14 protein-coding genes and 1 pseudogene are annotated in these 17,144 nt (G+C 41.5%); 9 read left to right on the top strand and 6 right to left on the bottom strand.

All coding sequences use genetic code 11. The annotated features are described in order from the left end of the window. The first annotated feature begins 1 nt into the window (after position 1). Together A0128_RS07030 and A0128_RS07025 are read left to right on the top strand one after the other, a co-directional pair. Positions 2–826: a hypothetical protein gene (locus tag A0128_RS07030; RefSeq protein WP_069606860.1), complete on the top strand. Its 825-nt coding sequence runs from the start codon at positions 2–4 to the stop codon at positions 824–826. Further along, positions 823–2,112, top strand: a complete 1,290-nt coding sequence (locus A0128_RS07025) for an LIC11270 family surface protein (protein ID WP_069606859.1) — start codon at positions 823–825, stop codon at positions 2,110–2,112. Before A0128_RS07030 ends, A0128_RS07025 begins: the two co-directional genes overlap by 4 nt. A 572-nt stretch (positions 2,113–2,684) precedes the next feature. Here A0128_RS07025 and A0128_RS07015 read toward each other — a convergent pair. The 4 genes from A0128_RS07015 to A0128_RS07000 are packed head-to-tail and all read right to left on the bottom strand — an operon-like array spanning position 2,685 to position 6,970. Then, positions 2,685–3,671, bottom strand: a complete 987-nt coding sequence (locus tag A0128_RS07015; RefSeq protein WP_069606857.1) for an adenosine kinase — start codon at positions 3,669–3,671, stop codon at positions 2,685–2,687. Positions 3,672–3,675: 4 nt separating this feature from the next. Next, on the bottom strand, positions 3,676–4,578 hold the full coding sequence (locus A0128_RS07010; RefSeq protein WP_069606856.1) for a 50S ribosomal protein L11 methyltransferase: 903 nt from the start codon (positions 4,576–4,578) through the stop codon (positions 3,676–3,678). Further along, complete coding sequence (locus A0128_RS07005) at positions 4,575–5,345, bottom strand: PrsW family glutamic-type intramembrane protease (protein ID WP_069606855.1); 771 nt, start codon at positions 5,343–5,345, stop codon at positions 4,575–4,577. Before A0128_RS07005 ends, A0128_RS07010 begins: the two co-directional genes overlap by 4 nt. After that, complete coding sequence (locus A0128_RS07000; RefSeq protein WP_156781788.1) at positions 5,342–6,970, bottom strand: energy transducer TonB family protein; 1,629 nt, start codon at positions 6,968–6,970, stop codon at positions 5,342–5,344. Before A0128_RS07000 ends, A0128_RS07005 begins: the two co-directional genes overlap by 4 nt. A gap of 174 nt (positions 6,971–7,144) precedes the next feature. Here A0128_RS07000 and A0128_RS06995 point away from each other — a divergent pair, with 174 nt between their 5' ends. The 4 genes from A0128_RS06995 to A0128_RS06980 all read left to right on the top strand — a co-directional run bounded on the left by A0128_RS06995 (position 7,145) and on the right by A0128_RS06980 (position 10,891). After that, on the top strand, positions 7,145–8,539 hold the full coding sequence (locus A0128_RS06995) for a glycine--tRNA ligase (RefSeq protein WP_069606853.1): 1,395 nt from the start codon (positions 7,145–7,147) through the stop codon (positions 8,537–8,539). 348 nt (positions 8,540–8,887) lie between these two features. Beyond that, positions 8,888–9,319, top strand: coding sequence for an SRPBCC domain-containing protein (locus A0128_RS22525; protein WP_069606852.1), 432 nt, complete (start codon positions 8,888–8,890; stop codon positions 9,317–9,319). 277 nt (positions 9,320–9,596) lie between these two features. Next, positions 9,597–10,067 carry a hypothetical protein gene (locus tag A0128_RS06985; RefSeq protein WP_083244079.1) on the top strand — a complete coding sequence of 157 codons (471 nt, stop codon included), beginning with the start codon at positions 9,597–9,599 and terminating at the stop codon, positions 10,065–10,067. Between the two features lie 2 nt (positions 10,068–10,069). Then, on the top strand, positions 10,070–10,891 hold the full coding sequence (locus A0128_RS06980; protein WP_069606850.1) for a hypothetical protein: 822 nt from the start codon (positions 10,070–10,072) through the stop codon (positions 10,889–10,891). Positions 10,892–12,153: 1,262 nt separating this feature from the next. Here the strand turns inward: A0128_RS06980 and A0128_RS22520 are convergent. Further along, a pseudogene (locus tag A0128_RS22520) lies at positions 12,154–12,240 on the bottom strand (LIC13411 family adhesin); the annotation flags it as partial. Positions 12,241–13,049: 809 nt separating this feature from the next. On the opposite strand from A0128_RS22520, the gene A0128_RS06965 reads away from it, so the two are divergent. Together A0128_RS06965 and A0128_RS06960 are read left to right on the top strand one after the other, a co-directional pair. Beyond that, the gene (locus A0128_RS06965; RefSeq protein WP_245667208.1) at positions 13,050–13,280 is read left to right on the top strand and encodes a hypothetical protein; all 231 of its coding nucleotides are present in this window, start codon (positions 13,050–13,052) and stop codon (positions 13,278–13,280) included. Then, positions 13,267–13,743, top strand: a complete 477-nt coding sequence (locus A0128_RS06960; RefSeq protein WP_083244078.1) for an IS3 family transposase — start codon at positions 13,267–13,269, stop codon at positions 13,741–13,743. Before A0128_RS06965 ends, A0128_RS06960 begins: the two co-directional genes overlap by 14 nt. Before the next feature lie 1,110 nt (positions 13,744–14,853). Here the strand turns inward: A0128_RS06960 and A0128_RS06955 are convergent. Further along, positions 14,854–15,432 (bottom strand): hypothetical protein, encoded by a 579-nt coding sequence (locus tag A0128_RS06955; RefSeq protein ID WP_069606846.1) that lies wholly within the window; start codon positions 15,430–15,432, stop codon positions 14,854–14,856. 459 nt (positions 15,433–15,891) lie between these two features. Between A0128_RS06955 and A0128_RS06950 the strand changes: the two genes are divergently transcribed. Then, positions 15,892–16,389 carry a GNAT family N-acetyltransferase gene (locus tag A0128_RS06950; RefSeq protein ID WP_069606845.1) on the top strand — a complete coding sequence of 166 codons (498 nt, stop codon included), beginning with the start codon at positions 15,892–15,894 and terminating at the stop codon, positions 16,387–16,389. The last annotated feature ends 755 nt before the right edge of the window (positions 16,390–17,144 follow it).

The raw sequence follows: 17,144 nt of genomic DNA, 5'->3' as shown, positions 1-17,144 counted from the left end.
CATGTTATCTTGTTCTCGAACTTCGACCAAACGTTCCCTTCTACTTTTTTTGACCCTCGTTCCGGGAATTCTTTCCGCGTCTCCTAAGAAGCCGGGGGTTTTTGAACTTTTAGGCGGTTATCAACCGGACTTTATAAAAAATAAATTCTTTACCGATTTTATTCCGAGACCGGTGGCTCAATCGGGAAGTCTTCCTTCGAGTGGAATCGTTTCCAAAGAAGACGAAGAAGCGGAAGCCGAGGAAGAAGAACAGGAAAAGAACGCGGGTTCGTTCTACGATAATCGAAAACCGGAGATTGGAGTTTGGATGGGAGCTTCCAATCCTTGGCCCGGAACCGAAACTCAGAAATATTTGGATACGACCCTCGGCGGAGGTTTCTTTTTTAGAATTCCTTGGCCCTGGATTTTTTACCTGGAGATGGGAGCTTTTTACGCCAACTACCTTTCGGCTACGGAAAGAGCTTTGACTACGATCCCCGTTTATCTCGCGTTAGGTTATAAGATTCCTCTCGATCTTCCGATCTCTTTTATCATTCGAGCCGGCGGCGGAGAAGCGTTTGTCGTCGCGAGACCTTCCAATACTTCTCGCTGGGATCCGATGATGCTCATCGGTTTGGAGACAAGTTTTGTCGCCGGTAAAAAAATTCGAATTGGAATTCGGATCGATTACAATAAAATCTACGAATCTCAGTTGGACGCTCCTGCGGAGTCGAAATACTACTACGCAAGTCCTTACAGCGATTCGAGACTGACAAACCCTAACTACTACAGAGTGGTGGACGCTGAATTCTTTCAATTTGGATTGATGGTGAGTATATTCTTATGAACCGATCTTCTTTCTTATTTGTTCTGCTTCTTTCCAGTTCTCTTTTATTTTTTTGTAGGGTGGGAAATTGGAACGGAAAGGGTTCGAGCGACCCTGTAATCAGCACTCTCTTCAATCAGAGAATGCTTCTTTTAGCAAAGGGAACGTACGCTACGGATAATCCGATTGGTTTTGAATCGTATTCAAACGGAACCGGACAGATCTATCGGGACGCGACCGGAGCCGGACTGGACCCCGTTTTTGATACTTCCGGAATTCCTTTGGCGAGTGGTCTTCCTATCTTTATCGATATCGGCGAGATTCGGATGTCTTCGAAATACCAAGAAGGTCTTTTCAATTTGAGTTTGATCAAGAACGTAAAGGACACAAAAAAATTCTGGGACGAGATCGCTCCGAATCGTCAGGTGTTTTGTACGATTCCTTATACGACAAATTCGAATTCTTGTCGTTTAAACGACGGAGAACTCAAAGCGATTCAATTTTTCAACGGCGAGGGAGTGGCTTATCCTTCCAACGATCCGACTTCAGCCACCGATTGGGGAGCTTTTGGAAACGGACCCGTTCAATACTATTATACGGGGATGTATCTTCGTTCTCTTGTAACTGCATGGGCGACCGAACCCGGGCTTACTTTTTCCAACCTGACTTTATTTGATAACTATAGAGTTCCCGGAGTGAATATCGTTCCTCGTTTGAGTTATCAACCTACTGCGGATTCGACGACTCAGACTCTTTTTCCTCCTCTTGTGTTCCCTCTTCTCTACACCGTGGAAGACGGCGATCGGGATATGCTCGTGTATCCCGGATTTGATCCTTACATTCTGGAAGTGAGAATGAACCTGAAGGAAAATCTTATGGTCCATTCTTATGTTTCCGGTTTGGGGGGCGTGAGAACGTTAGTCGCGGTAAGCGATTGGAAAGGCGACGCCGATCACAACGGCCAGTCCAATATGGGTGGAGGTCTTCTTCTTCGCTCGAGAATCATTCGTCCCGAGATCGCTTCCAACTTAGTGGTGTTAGGCGGGACCGCGTCCACGACTCATTACTACGGAATCTATCGGACGAGCGAAACGAATATAGAGACGAAATTACCTCTGATATCCTCTCCCGTGCAAGGCGCTCTGACAAGAATGAAATACATTCACTCGGGAGAATATAGAATTCGTTGTTTAGGAGATCTCGCGCGAGTGGACGGTTATCCGGAAACGATCGTAAGAGAAACGACGTTCACGGTTCCCGAAAACGCTCCTCGATCTGAAGTTCAAGTTTCACTGACTTGTCCTTAAAGCAAAGCTCCGACTTTCATCAGAAAAATTTTTAGCTTTAGAATTGGCTTTGTCGTAGTTCCGACAGCTTTACCGTGAAAGACGCGCGCCCCACCCTGATTGGGTGGAGGTGGTGGGTCGGTGGGAAAAATCCGGAAACTTTCCTATATCTCAAAATCCTAATTCTTTCAAGAAAATTTTCTCCTCCACTGCATTGTCGGAACTCCGACAAATTCACTCTAAAGAACGGTCGACGCTATCTTGCTTGGGCTTCCAACGATACAACTCACTTTCCAAACAAATCAGAGACAAAATCCGAAACGAGTGCAAAACATTCAACATTGATTATATTCAAAAAATTGATTTTTATTAAGTCCCTATGGAATTTCCCCGAAATTAGAAAAGATGGGGTCCGGGCTTATAACAGAAAAAAATTTCCCGGCGAAGGGGGGGAGCGAAAGCCGCGATCGCGGCTGAAGCGAGGGGGAAGCCTTTCCCCCCGCAATGCGATCCTTAGAGAGCATTGCGTTGAGTGAATCAATGCGACCCATAGGAAAGCTTTGCGCTGAGTGAATCAATGCGACCCAGCCACCTTACTTTAGAATCTCGTCTTGTCTTCCCATGAGTTTGATTCCGAGCCTTGGTCCGATCTCTTGAACGATCCTCGAAGCCACGTAGTTTCCCCAGCGTGTCGCTCTTTCCAAACTGTATCCGTGTGTCAGTCCGAAGAGAACACCGGCCGCAAAACAATCCCCAGCTCCGGTTGTGTCGATCGGTTTTACAGGAAATCCTTCCACGTGGGAAATTGTTCCGTTCTCCGCAAAGAACGCTCCGTTTGCGGAATCGGTCATGAATACGAGTGGAGCAAGTCCCGCGATAAATTTAAGGGCTTCTTGTTTGTCTTCTTTTTGAGAAAGGGCTTTCGCCTCTTCCGCGTTGCAGAAGACGATATCAAAGTAGTCTTTTGTTAAGCGAACAAAGTCTTCTCTGGAACGATTCACGCAGAACGGATCGCTGTATGTATATGCGACCTTGACTCCGTTCTTCTTGGATTCTTCCATCGTAAGAAGCGAAGCTTCTTTTGTTCCGGGTCCGTCCCAGAGATATCCTTCTATATAAGAAATCTTTGATGTCTTTAATTTCTCCACGTCCACGTCGGACTTTTGGAGAGTGATGGAGATTCCTAAGTGAGTCAACATCGTTCTCTCTGCGTCCGGGGTCGTGAGGACGACGCAGGTTCCGGTATGTCCCTTGTCTTCGGGCGCGACTTCGAAAAAGATCCCGGCCTCTTCCATATCTTTTTTATAAAATTCTCCGTAGGTGTCTTTCGAAACCTTTCCGGTATAAGTTCCAGTCCCGCCCGAGTTTGCGATCGCGATCATCGTATTCGCAGCGCTTCCCCCGGAACGAAGTTCTCTCTTGCTCCCTTCGAGTGCGGTCAAAACGCCGGCTTGTTTTTCCGCGTCTACCAAGGTCATAATTCCCTTATCAAAGCCAAGACGTTTGATAAATACGTCTTCCGTAGGAACTAAAATATCCACGAGTGCGTTTCCGACTCCGAATACGTCGTAGTGTTTCATCGGTTTATACTTTCCTTTTCCATTCGATCAATTCCCAGCCCGTGTCTTCCTGAAAGAAAACGCCTTCTCCTCCCACAACTTCAGTTAGGAGTTTTAAGAATTCTTCCTTTCTTTCCGTGATCACGCCGCTAAAGAGAAAATGATTTGTTTTTACAGATGCAATTTTTTGAATATTCGCTTTTAATACTGCAAAGGTGATGTTTGCTATGAGCAGATCCCATTCTTCTTTTTGAATCGGATCCAAATCAAAGCCCCCCTCTTCCACCACGAGGAGTTCCGGAGAAATATCGTTGTCGTCCCGATTAAAGGTCGCGGATCTCACTCCGTTCGGATCGATGTCGACCGCGAGGATATGAGACGCTCCCGACTTTGCGGCCGCCACGCTCAAGATTCCAGAGCCGGTTCCCACGTCTAACACGCGTTTTCCGGAAAGCCCGAGATTTCCCATTCTTCCCAAAACGAGGCGCGTAGTTTCGTGATGTCCGGTTCCAAACGCAAGTCCCGGATTGATGAGTAAGGGAAGAATTCCCGGAGGAGTTGTGCTTACGGCGATGTCTTTTTCCCAAGTTGGAATCACACGATAAGACCCGATCACAAAGGGTTTATAAAATTCTTTATAAGCTTCTTCGTATTCTTTTGTCTCGATCCAACGAGATTCTAAAAAGTAGGATTCTCCGGCGGTGACTTTTAAGAAGATAAGAATTTTGGTCTCATTCTCCTTGTCCTCTTCCGCCAAATAAACTCGGAACTTGGTATCGTCCGAAATGATTTCTTCGTTGGGAGCGCGGGGAACTTCTCGATCAAAGAGGATCTCGTAATATCCTGCGACTCCTGCCTCGTCTAAGAAGTTTGTAAAATCGTCTGCGATTTCTTTCGGTATGGTTAGAATGATTTCTCTGTATCTCAACTTGTTTCTCGGGTCGTATCCAAAATTTCCGCTTCGACCGGACTGTCATCTAGGATTTCATCCTCAGTGATGAAAGTCCGAAAGTCTTTTACGATCCAAACCCAGATTCCTATAAAGAGCGCAGTGGAAAGCCATCCTCCAAAACGAGCCTGAGGAAGTACAAAAAAGTTGAAGAGCCCGTGTTGAGAGACCGCGAGAAGAAACGCTAAAAAAAGATATACGGGCCTGTCCTTCGGTTCTTTTAGATTCGATTTCACAAAGGCAAGGGCAAAACAAAGATTGATAAGAAAGTGAGCGTTGGAAGATCGAATCGTCCTTCCCACAAACATCGCAATTCTATCCTCTTCCTTTGCGTTGAAGATATAGTTTGCGTTTTCGATTCCCGCAAACCCAAGAGCTACAAATCCTCCGATCAAAACCATTTCTTTACGAAACGTGTAGGTCTTCCAATCGAAGGCGAGAAGAAGTCCCGCAAAAAGAATCAAAATTCCTTTGCAGAATTCTTCCATCATCCCCGCTTGGATGAATGCGATGTGAGCCGTCTGCGTAAGAATATGTCCTGCTCTTTTGGGAGCGGCCATCTTCACGTCCGGCCAAAAGATAGGATGTAATTTTAATACGATCTCTGTGGAAAGATAACCCAAAAAAAGCGCGAGAAGAATTAAGAAAATTCTCTGTGGAGTATTCTTTCCCGGAAAAAGAAGGATCAGAAAAAATCCCCAAGGAAGAATGGAAAGAAACCCGAGAAGTGCGACGTCTACGCTCATAGTTCCTCCATATAACGTCCGTCATACATCATTACGAGTTCCTTCTGAAGCGGGGTCGGCATCGCTTCCGGATCGATGCTTCCGTTCCAAAAAAGTTCGGTGACTCTTACATATCCTTTCGTACCCGGTGGCGGCATAAGAGGAGAAAGACTTTCTATGAGTTCCAATGTCATCTGATCTTGTTCCGGATAACCGGATGCTTCCACAAGGTCCACGTCCACGACTTCTCCATCCGGGGTTACCGTATAAGCTACGACGGAAGAATAGTTTTTAGGAGCCCTTCTCCAATATTCCATAAAGGATTCGGGACCTCTCATCTTCGCGGAAATATAATTCGAATACGTGGAAGGTAATTTTTTTCCTCGAACCTGACGGACTTCTCCTTTGACTCTTCCCTCGTCCGCGGGTTTGTCATCAGGAATCTTATCCCCTTCTTTTTGAGTCGGAGTTTCGGTTCCGGAAACGACTCCTCCGTTCAAACCTTCGACTTGGTTTGGAAGATTCGGATCGATAAAGTAGAATTCCAGATTCTCCGGAGTAAAATGAGTTCTCTGTCTTTCCTGCTCTTTTTGCTCCTTCTTTCTCTGAAGGGTTACGGGAATGATCAGAACCAGAGAAATCAAAATCATGTGAAGAAGAATACTGTATGAGAGATTGCTAATGAATACGTTTTTCGGACTTGTATCTTCCGATTCCGCCTTCGCTTTGATCGTTCGATTGAGAAGAAATCGGGAAAGAAGATGGATTCCTACGATCGCCGTAAGAACCACAAGTGCCGGAACGATACTCGATGTGATCGCGAAAAACTTCTGATCTCGAATCCCGGGTTTCAAACCCATGGACATGAGAAAACGAATTCCGTCCGCGGGTTCAAGCCAAGAGAAAAAGGCAGTCGCAAAAAACAAAAGAAAGAGAAGAAACAAAAAGAGAATCGAAAATCCTTTCCAGAGATTTCCGAGATAGATATGCCCCCATCCCGGGAAGATCAGATCTCTGTACTTCGCATACTTTTGTTTTTTAAGACCCCATTCTCCCTGAAATCCGGAGAAGCGCGCGACGCGCGCCTGTTTTTCAAACATTCTCCAAGGTCTTCGGAAAAGAAAGAAGGGTTTGCCTCGACTTAAGAGCGTATCCCCCGCGATGAGGACCGAGAAAAAATACAAAAAGCTGTCTTCTATGATTCCTAACTGACCGTATTCCAGACGATACGGATCTTGAAAGACAAGTCTGGAAGTGAGATAACCCGCGACGAGAAGAACCAAAACCTTATAGTGGAATCTTTCGATCTTTTCTTCTTCCACGACCGGCCCACGGTTCGATTTCGCCTGACGTCGCCTTTCTTTTCTAAGAGAAAACGAATGAGAAAAAAGAAGAATGATTCCTGCGAAGACATAAAATCCGATCAACCATTCCTTTAGTTCCATCACGAGAGAACGGATAAAGGCTTCTACGACCGGAAAGAGGATCGAGGAGATTTCAAGAGGATAGAGAATACTCCAACAGAAGATCTGGAAGAAGAGAGATCCAAAGGCGGAGGATCGAATTTCTTTTCCCTTTGGAAAGGCAAAGAGAACCCCCAATGGAAAAAAGATTCCTAGACCTAGAAAGGGGGAACTCCAGGACAAGAAATTGACACCGAAGATGACTAGTTTCTTTTTCAGGCAAGGTCTCCTTGGACGCTGCAAAACGGATTTCTATCAACCATTCGACCCGGGGAAGGAGCTTAGGCAAACAAGAAATCCTTCCAAAGAGAGAATTAAAATACTTTATTCCCGAATCCAGAGCAAAATCCTGGGCACATGGAAAAGAAAGAAAGTCTCGATTCCTCTTTGAAGGAAATTGTATCCGTCTGTAAACGTAGAGGGTTTGTTTATCCCGGTTCTGAAATTTACGGAGGACTCTCAAACACCTTCGATTACGGTCCTTACGGAGTCGAACTTCTCCAAAACTTAAAACAACTCTGGTGGAAGTATTTTGTTCATTTAAGAGAAGACGTAGTCGGACTGGATTCTTCCATTCTTCTGAACCCTAAGGTTTGGGAAGCATCCGGACACGTTTCCAACTTCACCGATCCGTTGATCGATTGTAAGAATTGTAAGACCCGAATCCGCGCTGACAAGTTCCTCGAAGACCAAAAGGGAGAAGGTTTTGCGACCGGCCTCACTCTGGAAAAGATGAACGAGGTGATCAAGGAAAACAATTTCGCCTGCCCGAACTGCGGACAAAGGGGAACATTCACCGAGGCGAGAGACTTCAATCTTATGTTCAAGACTTCTCACGGAGCGAGCGCGGAAGACGCACTCGACATTTATCTTCGTCCGGAAACCGCCCAAGGTATCTTTTTAAATTTTAAGAATGTGGTCTCCACTACGAGAAGAAAGATTCCTTTTGGAATCGCTCAGATCGGAAAGTCTTTCCGAAACGAAATCATGGCCCGTCAGTTCGTCTTTAGAACGAGAGAATTCGAACAGATGGAAATGGAATTCTTCTGCGAACCCGGAACTCAGAAAGAATGGTTCACACACTGGGTGGACTATTGTATGAAATGGCTCACCGAACAAGTAGGAATCAAAAAAGAAAACTTAAGAGTGAGAGAACACGAAAAAGAAGAATTGTCTTTTTACAGCGAAGGAACCTCGGATATAGAATTCAAATACAACTTCGGCTGGGGTGAGCTCTGGGGAATCGCTTCCAGAACCGACTACGATCTAAACCAACACCAGAAATTTTCAGGGGAAGACCTGAAGTATCAGGACCAGGTTCAGAATAAAAAGTTTATTCCTTTTGTCGTTGAACCCGCGTTAGGTGTGAATCGCCTTTTTCTCGCGGTAGTAACCGACGCTTATGAAGAGGAAAAACTTCCCGACGGAGAAGTCCGAACCGTCCTTCGTTTTTCTCCCAAGATCGCTCCCGTAAAAGCAGCCGTATTTCCTCTGATGAAAAAGGACGGTCTTCCCGAAAAATCCAGAGAAATCTTTGCGGATCTCGCAAAACTCGGCAACATTGAATACGACGACGGCGGGGCCATCGGAAAGAGATACAGAAGACAAGACGAGATAGGAACTCCTTTTTGTATAACAGTAGATTATGATACTCTAAAAGACAATACCGTGACCGTGAGAGAAAGAGATAGTATGTCCCAAGAAAGGGTTCCCGTCGACAAACTTGCAACCTGGTTGTTTGAGAGATTGTAAGAATTCTTTTGTAAAAAATTCGGGACTTCTCGGAAGAAAGGCGGCTTGGGCCGCGACTGCGTTTATACGAACTTCGTATATTGAAGGAGTTGGTTTTGTGTGAGAGCTCAGGCCGCGTTTATACGAACTTCGTATATTGAGGAGTTTGGTTTTGAGTGAAAACTGCGGCTGTGTTTAGACGAACTTCGTATATTGAAGGAGTTGGCTTTTGTGCGAAAACTGCGGTTGTGTTTAGACGAACTTCGCATATTGATGAGTTATGCGAAACTCGCCGCGCGGAACTGGCAGTAACAAAAACAGTTGCTTGAAATCGGACACACATGTCACTCTGGCTCAAGGAACGTCGACGTGCCACACGGATATACTTCAGAATCATCCAGCACTATTGCCGGAAGCGCAGCTGCTGTCTGGGAAGCTCTCACAAACCCTGACTTGGCCAGGGAATACTTTTGGGGAGCTCAAGTTGCAACAACCTGGGAAGAAGGTTCGCCAATTACTTTCCAAGGCGAGTTTAAGGGAACCCGCTATCTCGAGAAAGGGACAATCCTTGAGTTCACTCCGGAAAGAACCCTGCGCTACACACACTGGAGCGATCTGGAAGGCATACCGGATGTGCCCGAGAACTATCGCACCTGGACCTTTCAATTGCATGGCCAAGGAGATTCTGTCCGCCTCTCTGTGTCCGAGGAAAACATCCCCACGGAGCCCCAGAAACTTCGCTCGGGTGAGTTTTGGCGGGAGGTTCTGACTACGATCAAGAGAATCGTAGAACCAACTTGAGTCGCCAGAGGGCAATGCTTGCGGGCGCGGCGAGCTTCGCATAACTCCGGCTTCTCGCTCCGTTCGTCACTCACGGTTCCCGCTCGGACTCACTACGGGCTCCGCCACATTGCTTTGTCACTTCGGTTCGCGAGCCGGCGCTTAAGGCGCCTCGAACCTCGTGCCAACCGCGGCGCGCACAAGCGCTTGCGGCCGCAACGTCGAGAAGCCTCTTTCGTTAGACGAAATGCGGCTTGTAAATTGATGTGAAAAGAAAATATTTACAATTAAAAGATTTATGAAATACAATTATATTTTGCTTAGTTTTATCTTCGTTTATTTATTCTCGCTAAAACAAATATCGAGTGAGGAAGGAAAACAAGGGTATAAAGCAGTTTCAGACTATCCTTTTTACATAAATTTTAATGTTACTGATAATTTACGTATTACGACTCGTTTGGAAACAAAAGACACGGGAGATTATCAGATCGTTATTGGTTCAAATGACTATCTTTCATCTACATTTGCATCGCTGATTTCCATTAAGTTAAATGGTGAATATCATAAAGAGATTGAATATAAAAGTATTGTTAAAGACGGAAGAATATTTTTAGAAATTAATTTTTCCATTAAAAATGGAACAGCTTATCGAAATCAATACATTGATTGTTTTATTTCGATATTAAGTGAAAAGCGTCGCAGACTAAATACGAAGGACAATGCTCTATTTAATTCGGCAATATTAGAATTTGGGTTTAGAAAATTATAGTTTTGTTTAACTATAGATTGTTCGGAAACATTCTAAATGGAATATTGCGGAAATTAGTAGCCGCACTTCGTCTAACTTCGGCTTCTCTCTGCGTTCGCCATATTCACAAAATGAAAGTATTTCTTTTTTCATTAACTTTAGTTTTAATCTTTTCCGTAGATATCCAAGCAAGGCCAGAAATAGGATCCTGGTTGCTTGGTGGTAGTGTCTTACATATCTACGAAGATGAAACTTACTATATTGAACCAAATATTGCAGGTGGTGGCGCATGCCGCGGGCAAGTTCGAAAAGAAAAATACCGTTTTAAACTATTTAGAAATCAATGTGAAGAATATCCAATGTCAGGTAACTTTTCTAAGCCTTCTTCAGAAATCATTATGAACTGTTTCGTTCAGGAAACTTCGAAGGACCTAATGGCCTTAGCGTATTTAGTATGCCATGGTCATAAGCGTTATCCAAGTATTTCGAGAGTTGTCCCCGCAGGTTCTATTCGCAAAGCGTATGGTGTTTCTGTGAGAATTCTTAAAGGGCGAGCTAAGATTCCAGTCTCGGGCGTCCTCTTTACCCGTCCGTCTGAATCGGCATCTAAATCTCCGATGGAAAGATTTAATATGAACGACGGGACTACTTCGGTGACTGCTTTTCTTCCGGAAGGTTATGATTTAGGATGTGTTGCAGTGTCTACCGAAGAATATACCCAAAAAGGTGAAAAAGGGAAGTGGTATTATGTATCTGCATATGATGAATTCCCCTCTTACGCTTTGCACCATTACGGATGGTTTTTTAGCTCCGTAGAACTTATATGTTCAATTCCACGGGAATAACGTGATTGTGGCGCATAACTAAAAATTGTCGCGGCGCTTCGGGATCGTCCGCTCACCCTTGCTTGGGCTTCGCCAAATTCCGCTTTGTCACTCGTCTTGCTTAGCAAGGAGATGTGCCGACGCTAACTCCTCCACCAGAGGCTCAGCTACGGACAAGGTCGATAAGGTTTACATCGTTAGACGAAATAAGGCCATGGGAAGGTGTCGTTTTTGCAATCAACGCCATAGATATAAACAAAGAATTGAATCAAAGTCCTTTTTCGATAGCTTCAAATGCAAACGGGAATTTCACTTACAGGCCGTTTCAGATTATGATCTATCGACTCTAAAGAAGATTGCTCGATTTAAGAATGGTCCTCGTGATTACGACATTGATGTAAATGAGAATGTAAGTAAAGATGGAGAAGTTGAATCAATCACTTATTCATTTGCAACGCAAGCAATTGGAAATTACCGGATAAAATTATATTTGCAGGTTGCTTGTTCTTTACTATAATAAGAAATCTAAATGTAGAAAAAAATTATTTACATCTCTTTTCTGCCACACATTTTAAAAATTCTCTAATCTTAGGATCCTTAGTTAATTCGTAAGGTAATTTTCCTCTTTTATCTTTAAGGGAAAAATCGACACCGTGATCAAGAAGTGTTTGAATTAATGGTTGGTGGTGTTCTTTTAGATTCTCGAAGAAATAATAAAATGGGACACCGGTTCTTGAATAAGTTCTCTTGCTTGTGTGAGGAGAATGTCGAATGGTAATACTATATTGATTCTCGGAAGGCCATTTAATTTTAAAACCCTGAGATAGAAAAAATTGTAAAGCTCTTACATAATCAGCGTCAAAACACGGATAGAATCCATCCCTATTCTCAGAATAAACTGAACTTATTAAAAGCATATTTAGGAATTCTTCATCGGCTTTTAAATCTTCAAAATTTCCTCCAAGCGATATTAATGTCTTTATCGTAGGACGATCTGAGGCCCAAAAGAAAGCATCCTTAAAAATCTCCTCTTTATGTTTTTTGAAATTTTCAAGATGACCGCAATTTTTAAATATAATTTTAAGCATATCAATGCGACCAAGTGCAGAACTAAGTAAGACAGCGTCCTTACAATCCGATTCGTATTCATTATGATTTGAATATATTTTCTTATAATGGCCATCATTCTCATTATTCAAATCGGATACGATCGAGTTGAAATTATCAAAGTCATTTCGAATTATTGCCCTATGCAAAAAATCCATATTAGGTTCGGTAACATAAATATCATCTTGGAAAAGGTCTATCCCAACTACACCGAGTAAGAAATCGAGTAATTCAGCCGGGTTGAATTCGATTCGAACTCCTAAAAAAAAACCTACACTTGCCCCAATCCTAAAATAATCGGATGTATGAAAAGATAAGAGCATTATCTCAAATGGTCCTTTTACAGATACGAAGTTTCCTCTGGACATAGTGGTATAAGATTCGTTAGGTCTACTTGTGCAGGGATATGTCTCGGCAATCGTTAATAATAAAGTTAAGTCTTCAAATTTATTTTTATCTATGTTCGCAAACAAATTACTTGGGAGACAGATCTCTTTACCTTGGGCTAAAAATAAACCAACTCCATTTGTGCTTAATATTACTTTAGCGCCATAAGCATTATAATTTATACCGACCTTTAGGATATCGCCAAAATCATGATAACGATTTAGAAAATAATTTTTAATTCCATTGAGTGAAGAATATTCTTTGGATTTTACTGGAACGAATTTATTGAATCTTCTATCCAAGGCCACACAATTCTGTAAAAGACTAATAGTGAAGACAATGGTAATTATAGTGAATATTGAATTTACGACGTTCTGTCGAAATTGAATTTTATTTTTCATAAAAGCCTCAAGTATTGCAAATACTATACTTTTAGAATATAAATATAGTGAATACTATACAAGCATTTTTTTTTCAAAGTTGATAAATTTATAATTCATTTCTCAATAGTAACTACCCCAATTGCAAGTATTTGAATAACTTTTGAATAAAATGATAAAAACGAAAAGATATATGAGCCTTCCCCCAATCAATGGACAGATTAATAGGCAACTCTAAAATAAGCGAGATCGTGATGAGAGAAAGAAAACACTACGGTGTTGAGTTTTAAAAGGAAGCAGTCAGATTGCTCCTGACTAGCGGGAAAAGCCAGAGTCCGCTTTGTTTAGAATTGGGAATAGCCAACGTTTCGATTGGTCGCTGGAAGAAAGAATTTGATCTGGAAAGCCCTGGCAACGAAGACCTCAAAAGTGCGGTAGACAAAAGGATTCAAGCTTTAGTAAAAGAGGTCTCTCATTTGAAAGAACAAAGGGACATCAATTTGATCCCGAGAAACCTAACAAATCTGGGTCTTTGATATCACGTATCCTCCTTCCTCCTCGGGGTATCTCTATCTCTGCCAGATTAAGGATATTTGTACAAAGAAAATTGTAGGTTGGTCGATGGATTCAAATATGAAAACGGAGATGGTTCTCTTAGCGCTAAACAACGCCGTAAAGACTCAAAGGCCACCCGAGGATTTAATCTTTCATTCAGACCGAGGAAGTCACTGTGCCAGCAAGTATTTTAGAGATGCTTTAAGTTCTTTTCGAATGAAACAAAGTATGAGTCGGAAAGGAAACTGCTATGATAACGCTCCGGCTGAAAGTTTCTTTTCGACAATAAAAAGAGAATTTAGAAATCATAGAAAATTTAAAAATCTTAAAGACGCGAAAACTGCTATATTTGAATATATAGAAATTTTTTATAATAGAAAGAGAATTCATTCTGCTATAGGATATAAAACTCCAATTCAGTTTGAAGAAGAATTTACTGCCTAAAGCTATGTCCACTAATTCGGGGAAGGGCCAATTTTAGTCGCTCAAGCTTAAGCCACATTTATACGAACTTCCCATATTGACGAAACTGTTTTTTTTATTCACCCTACGACTGCGCTTAGGCGAACTTCGTATATTGGTGAGTTAGGCTTTTGTGCGAGAACTGCGGATGTGTTTAGACGAACTTCGCATATTGTCCGAAGTATTCTTTGATTTATGTTAAGATGAACCAATTTACCTCAACGAATACATGTTACAATGAATAAGAAAATGACCGATTAATTTCAAAGTTTAATGTAATCGGGGCAAGCGAGAGAGTATAGATTCGTTTTACATCACACTCCACATTCAATAAGATTAGGATCATTCTGAAGGCTCGTTGCGAAGATTCCGGAACGCCCATAGATTGACCTACCTCTTGACAACACTTATCATACTATTTTTCCAAGATCAATTACAGCTCACGAAAAATGAAAGCGATTAAGAGTTCGCGACCTAATATCCGTATACAAAACTTTGCTGAAAAAGGAAGGAGATAATTTGACTGGTGAGAAATGATACAGGTTTACCTACCAAGACCAGTGAATAAGGACTAAGAATTTTCCGCTAATTCTAAATATTGGATTCATATCCATGAAACAATGAGATATCTAATCTCAAGCCTTGTTGAACGGAAATTCTCTTACAATCCTAACCTATCCTTTCCCAAAAATTCATACGATTGCTCGCTATAGTCTACCATACCCTCGTTAGATCCGATCGCAAGTGGGAGGTAAAATCGCAGCCCTATTACATCTTCAATCAGAGTATCGCTCTATAAATTCCTAATAAGGAATTTCATACGATTGCGAAGAGGTTTTCCTATTTAGAATTAAAAAGTAATTTCAATTTCCGCGAATCGCGCTAACAATTCTGCAAAATTCAGCCGAACGTTATGAAAACAAAGCGAACTCGAATTCTATTGCAAAAAAAAATGAGATTCGACAACGAACGATAGACGATACGTCCAAATAAAGTTAGAAACACTAACAAAGAATTAGAAACCCAACAACCTTGAATATCAGAAGACAAGATTTGTTAAATTAAATTCCGCCTTCTGATCGTAAATAAATTTTAATCTGCTTCTTGCCCAGATTTTGAAAGAAACTCTTTTACTGTATTTAGTTGGGAAGATGAGACAGTCAATTCTATTGGCTCGCTCTGTGCATAGAGACGATACTGGAGCTTTTGAGAATTCAAAATTGCTTTTTCCAATTCAGAATTCAAAATCATTTTACCAGTAAGCACTCTCATAGAAGAAGTCGAACTTTTTTCTTCGATTTTTCCAGTTTTAATATTCAAATCATTTGTTTTTTCTGTCACGACTTGACTACCAACGGAAGTTTCAATTAATTCCAGCTTAGTTATTTTATCATCAATCTTTATGTACGCTTCATTGGTAAGCGCGTTGAGATTATTTGAAACGAAAAGTTTAAAATAAATCGCTGTTGGAGTATTTTTATCATTTTTTATTTCACGAGAATATTGGGTTCCCCGCGAAGAAGCTGACCGAGTAAATCCCTCAACATATGCACTATGATCCAGATCCATAGTTACGCTCACTAAATTTTTAAATGAATCCCTTTTAACTCTAATTGGATTGCAGAGCCAAAAAAAGCCCAATATACAAATTGTTATAATAATTTTTTTCACAAAATCTCCTAACTTGATTTTTCCACATTTATATCTTATTCTTATTTTTCAATTCATTCTTATATTAGGATCTATTCGCTTAATCTGAATGCCTGCATCTTACTCAATTTCGACTGGAGATTCATAACGAAAATAGCTGACGCTTCCGATAAAGTAAGCACCAAGGAAAAATTTTGTTCGCCATTCGCATTTCTCGATTTTTACTCCATAATTCCATCGCCGTTTCATCCAAATATCGTTTAAACGTCAGAATAAAATAGCCATATAGCGAAAGCAGACGATAATAAGTCTTCTTCAGAATTCCGAGCAAAGCAGGAATCTATATCAAGTTAAACTATAATTTATAAAAAAAATATTTTCGCATCTTCAACTTCTTCTTGAAAGAGAAACCAGGTAGGAATTCAATATCTTTCGAATCAAGTCTCTCTTTCAAATTGGACAAAGAGAAATTTTTATCAAATGGCTAAAACCAAAAAACATTCCGAACCGTTTCAAATCCGCAACTTACTCCCCGAACACAGAGAAAGCGCAATCGAACTCGTAAATCAATTCTTTCGCATGGTAAACTCACTCACGTTAGACGGTGTTTTTAAAATCCGTCCGAGGGCCGGAACCAAAATGGTGGATGTCTACTTAAAACTCCGCGGAACCGGGAAGGTGCTTCTTCTCGGGGGATTCTTAGGGGAAGAATTGGTTTCTCTCCTCATTGCTCGAACCGAAGACAAGCCCTATTTGGAAGAAAATAAAACTCTCTTTATCGATTTAGCCGTTACCAAACGGGGAAAACAAAAATCCGGTTTTATGAAACCTCTCGTCCTTTCCTGCGAGTCCTGGGCAAAAGAACAAGGTTTTCAAAGTGTGGAGTTGAGAGCAATCGCAGAGAATGAGAATGCCGTCTCTTTTTGGAAAAACATGGGCTACGATCCGTTCTATGTTCGTTTCAGAAAGTTAATTTAGATTTTTAGAATATTCCAGTCGATTTCATTCAGATAGAATCAATTTTTATTTTAGATCATCAAATGATATACAATTGTCATTTTAGTAAAATTATATAAATATAATATTTTAATATGCCTGCTTCATTTTTAAATATTAGAAATCAATCAACTCACAAAAAAACATAAATCTCAAATTAGAACGATTCCACTCTTAATGGAAAAGGATTCTCATAGCCATAGATTTTTTATAGATAATGAGGATAACCGATCCATATCATGAAAAAGGAATCTTACAACCTTGTGACTTTTTTCCCTATCGGCAACTTGTTTAAAAAAGCAAGGGCGGTCGATTTCCTTTCATTAGCGCAGAAGGGCTATTCGAAGTTCGTATAAACGCAGCGATTTTAAGAAAAAGATATCCGCGTTCGCAATTAGCCGAAGTTCGTATAAACGCAGCGATTTTAAGAAAAAGACTTCCGTGTTCGCAATTAGTCGAAGTTCGTATAAACGCGAGGATTTTAAGAGAAACACTTCCGCGTTCGCAGTTAGTCGAAGTTCGTATAAACGCGAGGATTTTAAGAAAACACTTCCGTGTTCGCAATTAGTCGAAGTTCGTATAAACGCGAGGATTTTAAGAAAAAAACTTCCGCGTTTGCAGCTATCCGAAGTTCGTATAAACGCAAGGACTTCACACAGAAGAACGCAAATCTCGCAAGTATCTAATCCTCCTACAAACACTCCAACAATTCAATTCCTCTCAAAACGCCAACCTTT

The sequence above is a fragment of the Leptospira tipperaryensis genome (assembly GCF_001729245.1).
Taxonomy (GTDB): domain Bacteria; phylum Spirochaetota; class Leptospiria; order Leptospirales; family Leptospiraceae; genus Leptospira; species Leptospira tipperaryensis.
This window is presented reverse-complemented; position numbering and strand designations above follow the sequence as displayed.

What these genes read in the sequence shown, in the direction of transcription:
- A0128_RS07005 (WP_069606855.1), bottom strand. Translation starts at nt 5,345, where the DNA reads ATGAGCGTAGACGTCGCACTTCTCGGGTTTCTTTCCATTCTTCCTTGG.
- A0128_RS07015 (WP_069606857.1), bottom strand. Translation starts at nt 3,671, where the DNA reads ATGAAACACTACGACGTATTCGGAGTCGGAAACGCACTCGTGGATATT.
- A0128_RS06950 (WP_069606845.1), top strand. Translation starts at nt 15,892, where the DNA reads ATGGCTAAAACCAAAAAACATTCCGAACCGTTTCAAATCCGCAACTTA.
- A0128_RS06995 (WP_069606853.1), top strand. Translation starts at nt 7,145, where the DNA reads ATGGAAAAGAAAGAAAGTCTCGATTCCTCTTTGAAGGAAATTGTATCC.
- A0128_RS07030 (WP_069606860.1), top strand. Translation starts at nt 2, where the DNA reads ATGTTATCTTGTTCTCGAACTTCGACCAAACGTTCCCTTCTACTTTTT.
- A0128_RS07025 (WP_069606859.1), top strand. Translation starts at nt 823, where the DNA reads ATGAACCGATCTTCTTTCTTATTTGTTCTGCTTCTTTCCAGTTCTCTT.
- A0128_RS06985 (WP_083244079.1), top strand. Translation starts at nt 9,597, where the DNA reads ATGAAATACAATTATATTTTGCTTAGTTTTATCTTCGTTTATTTATTC.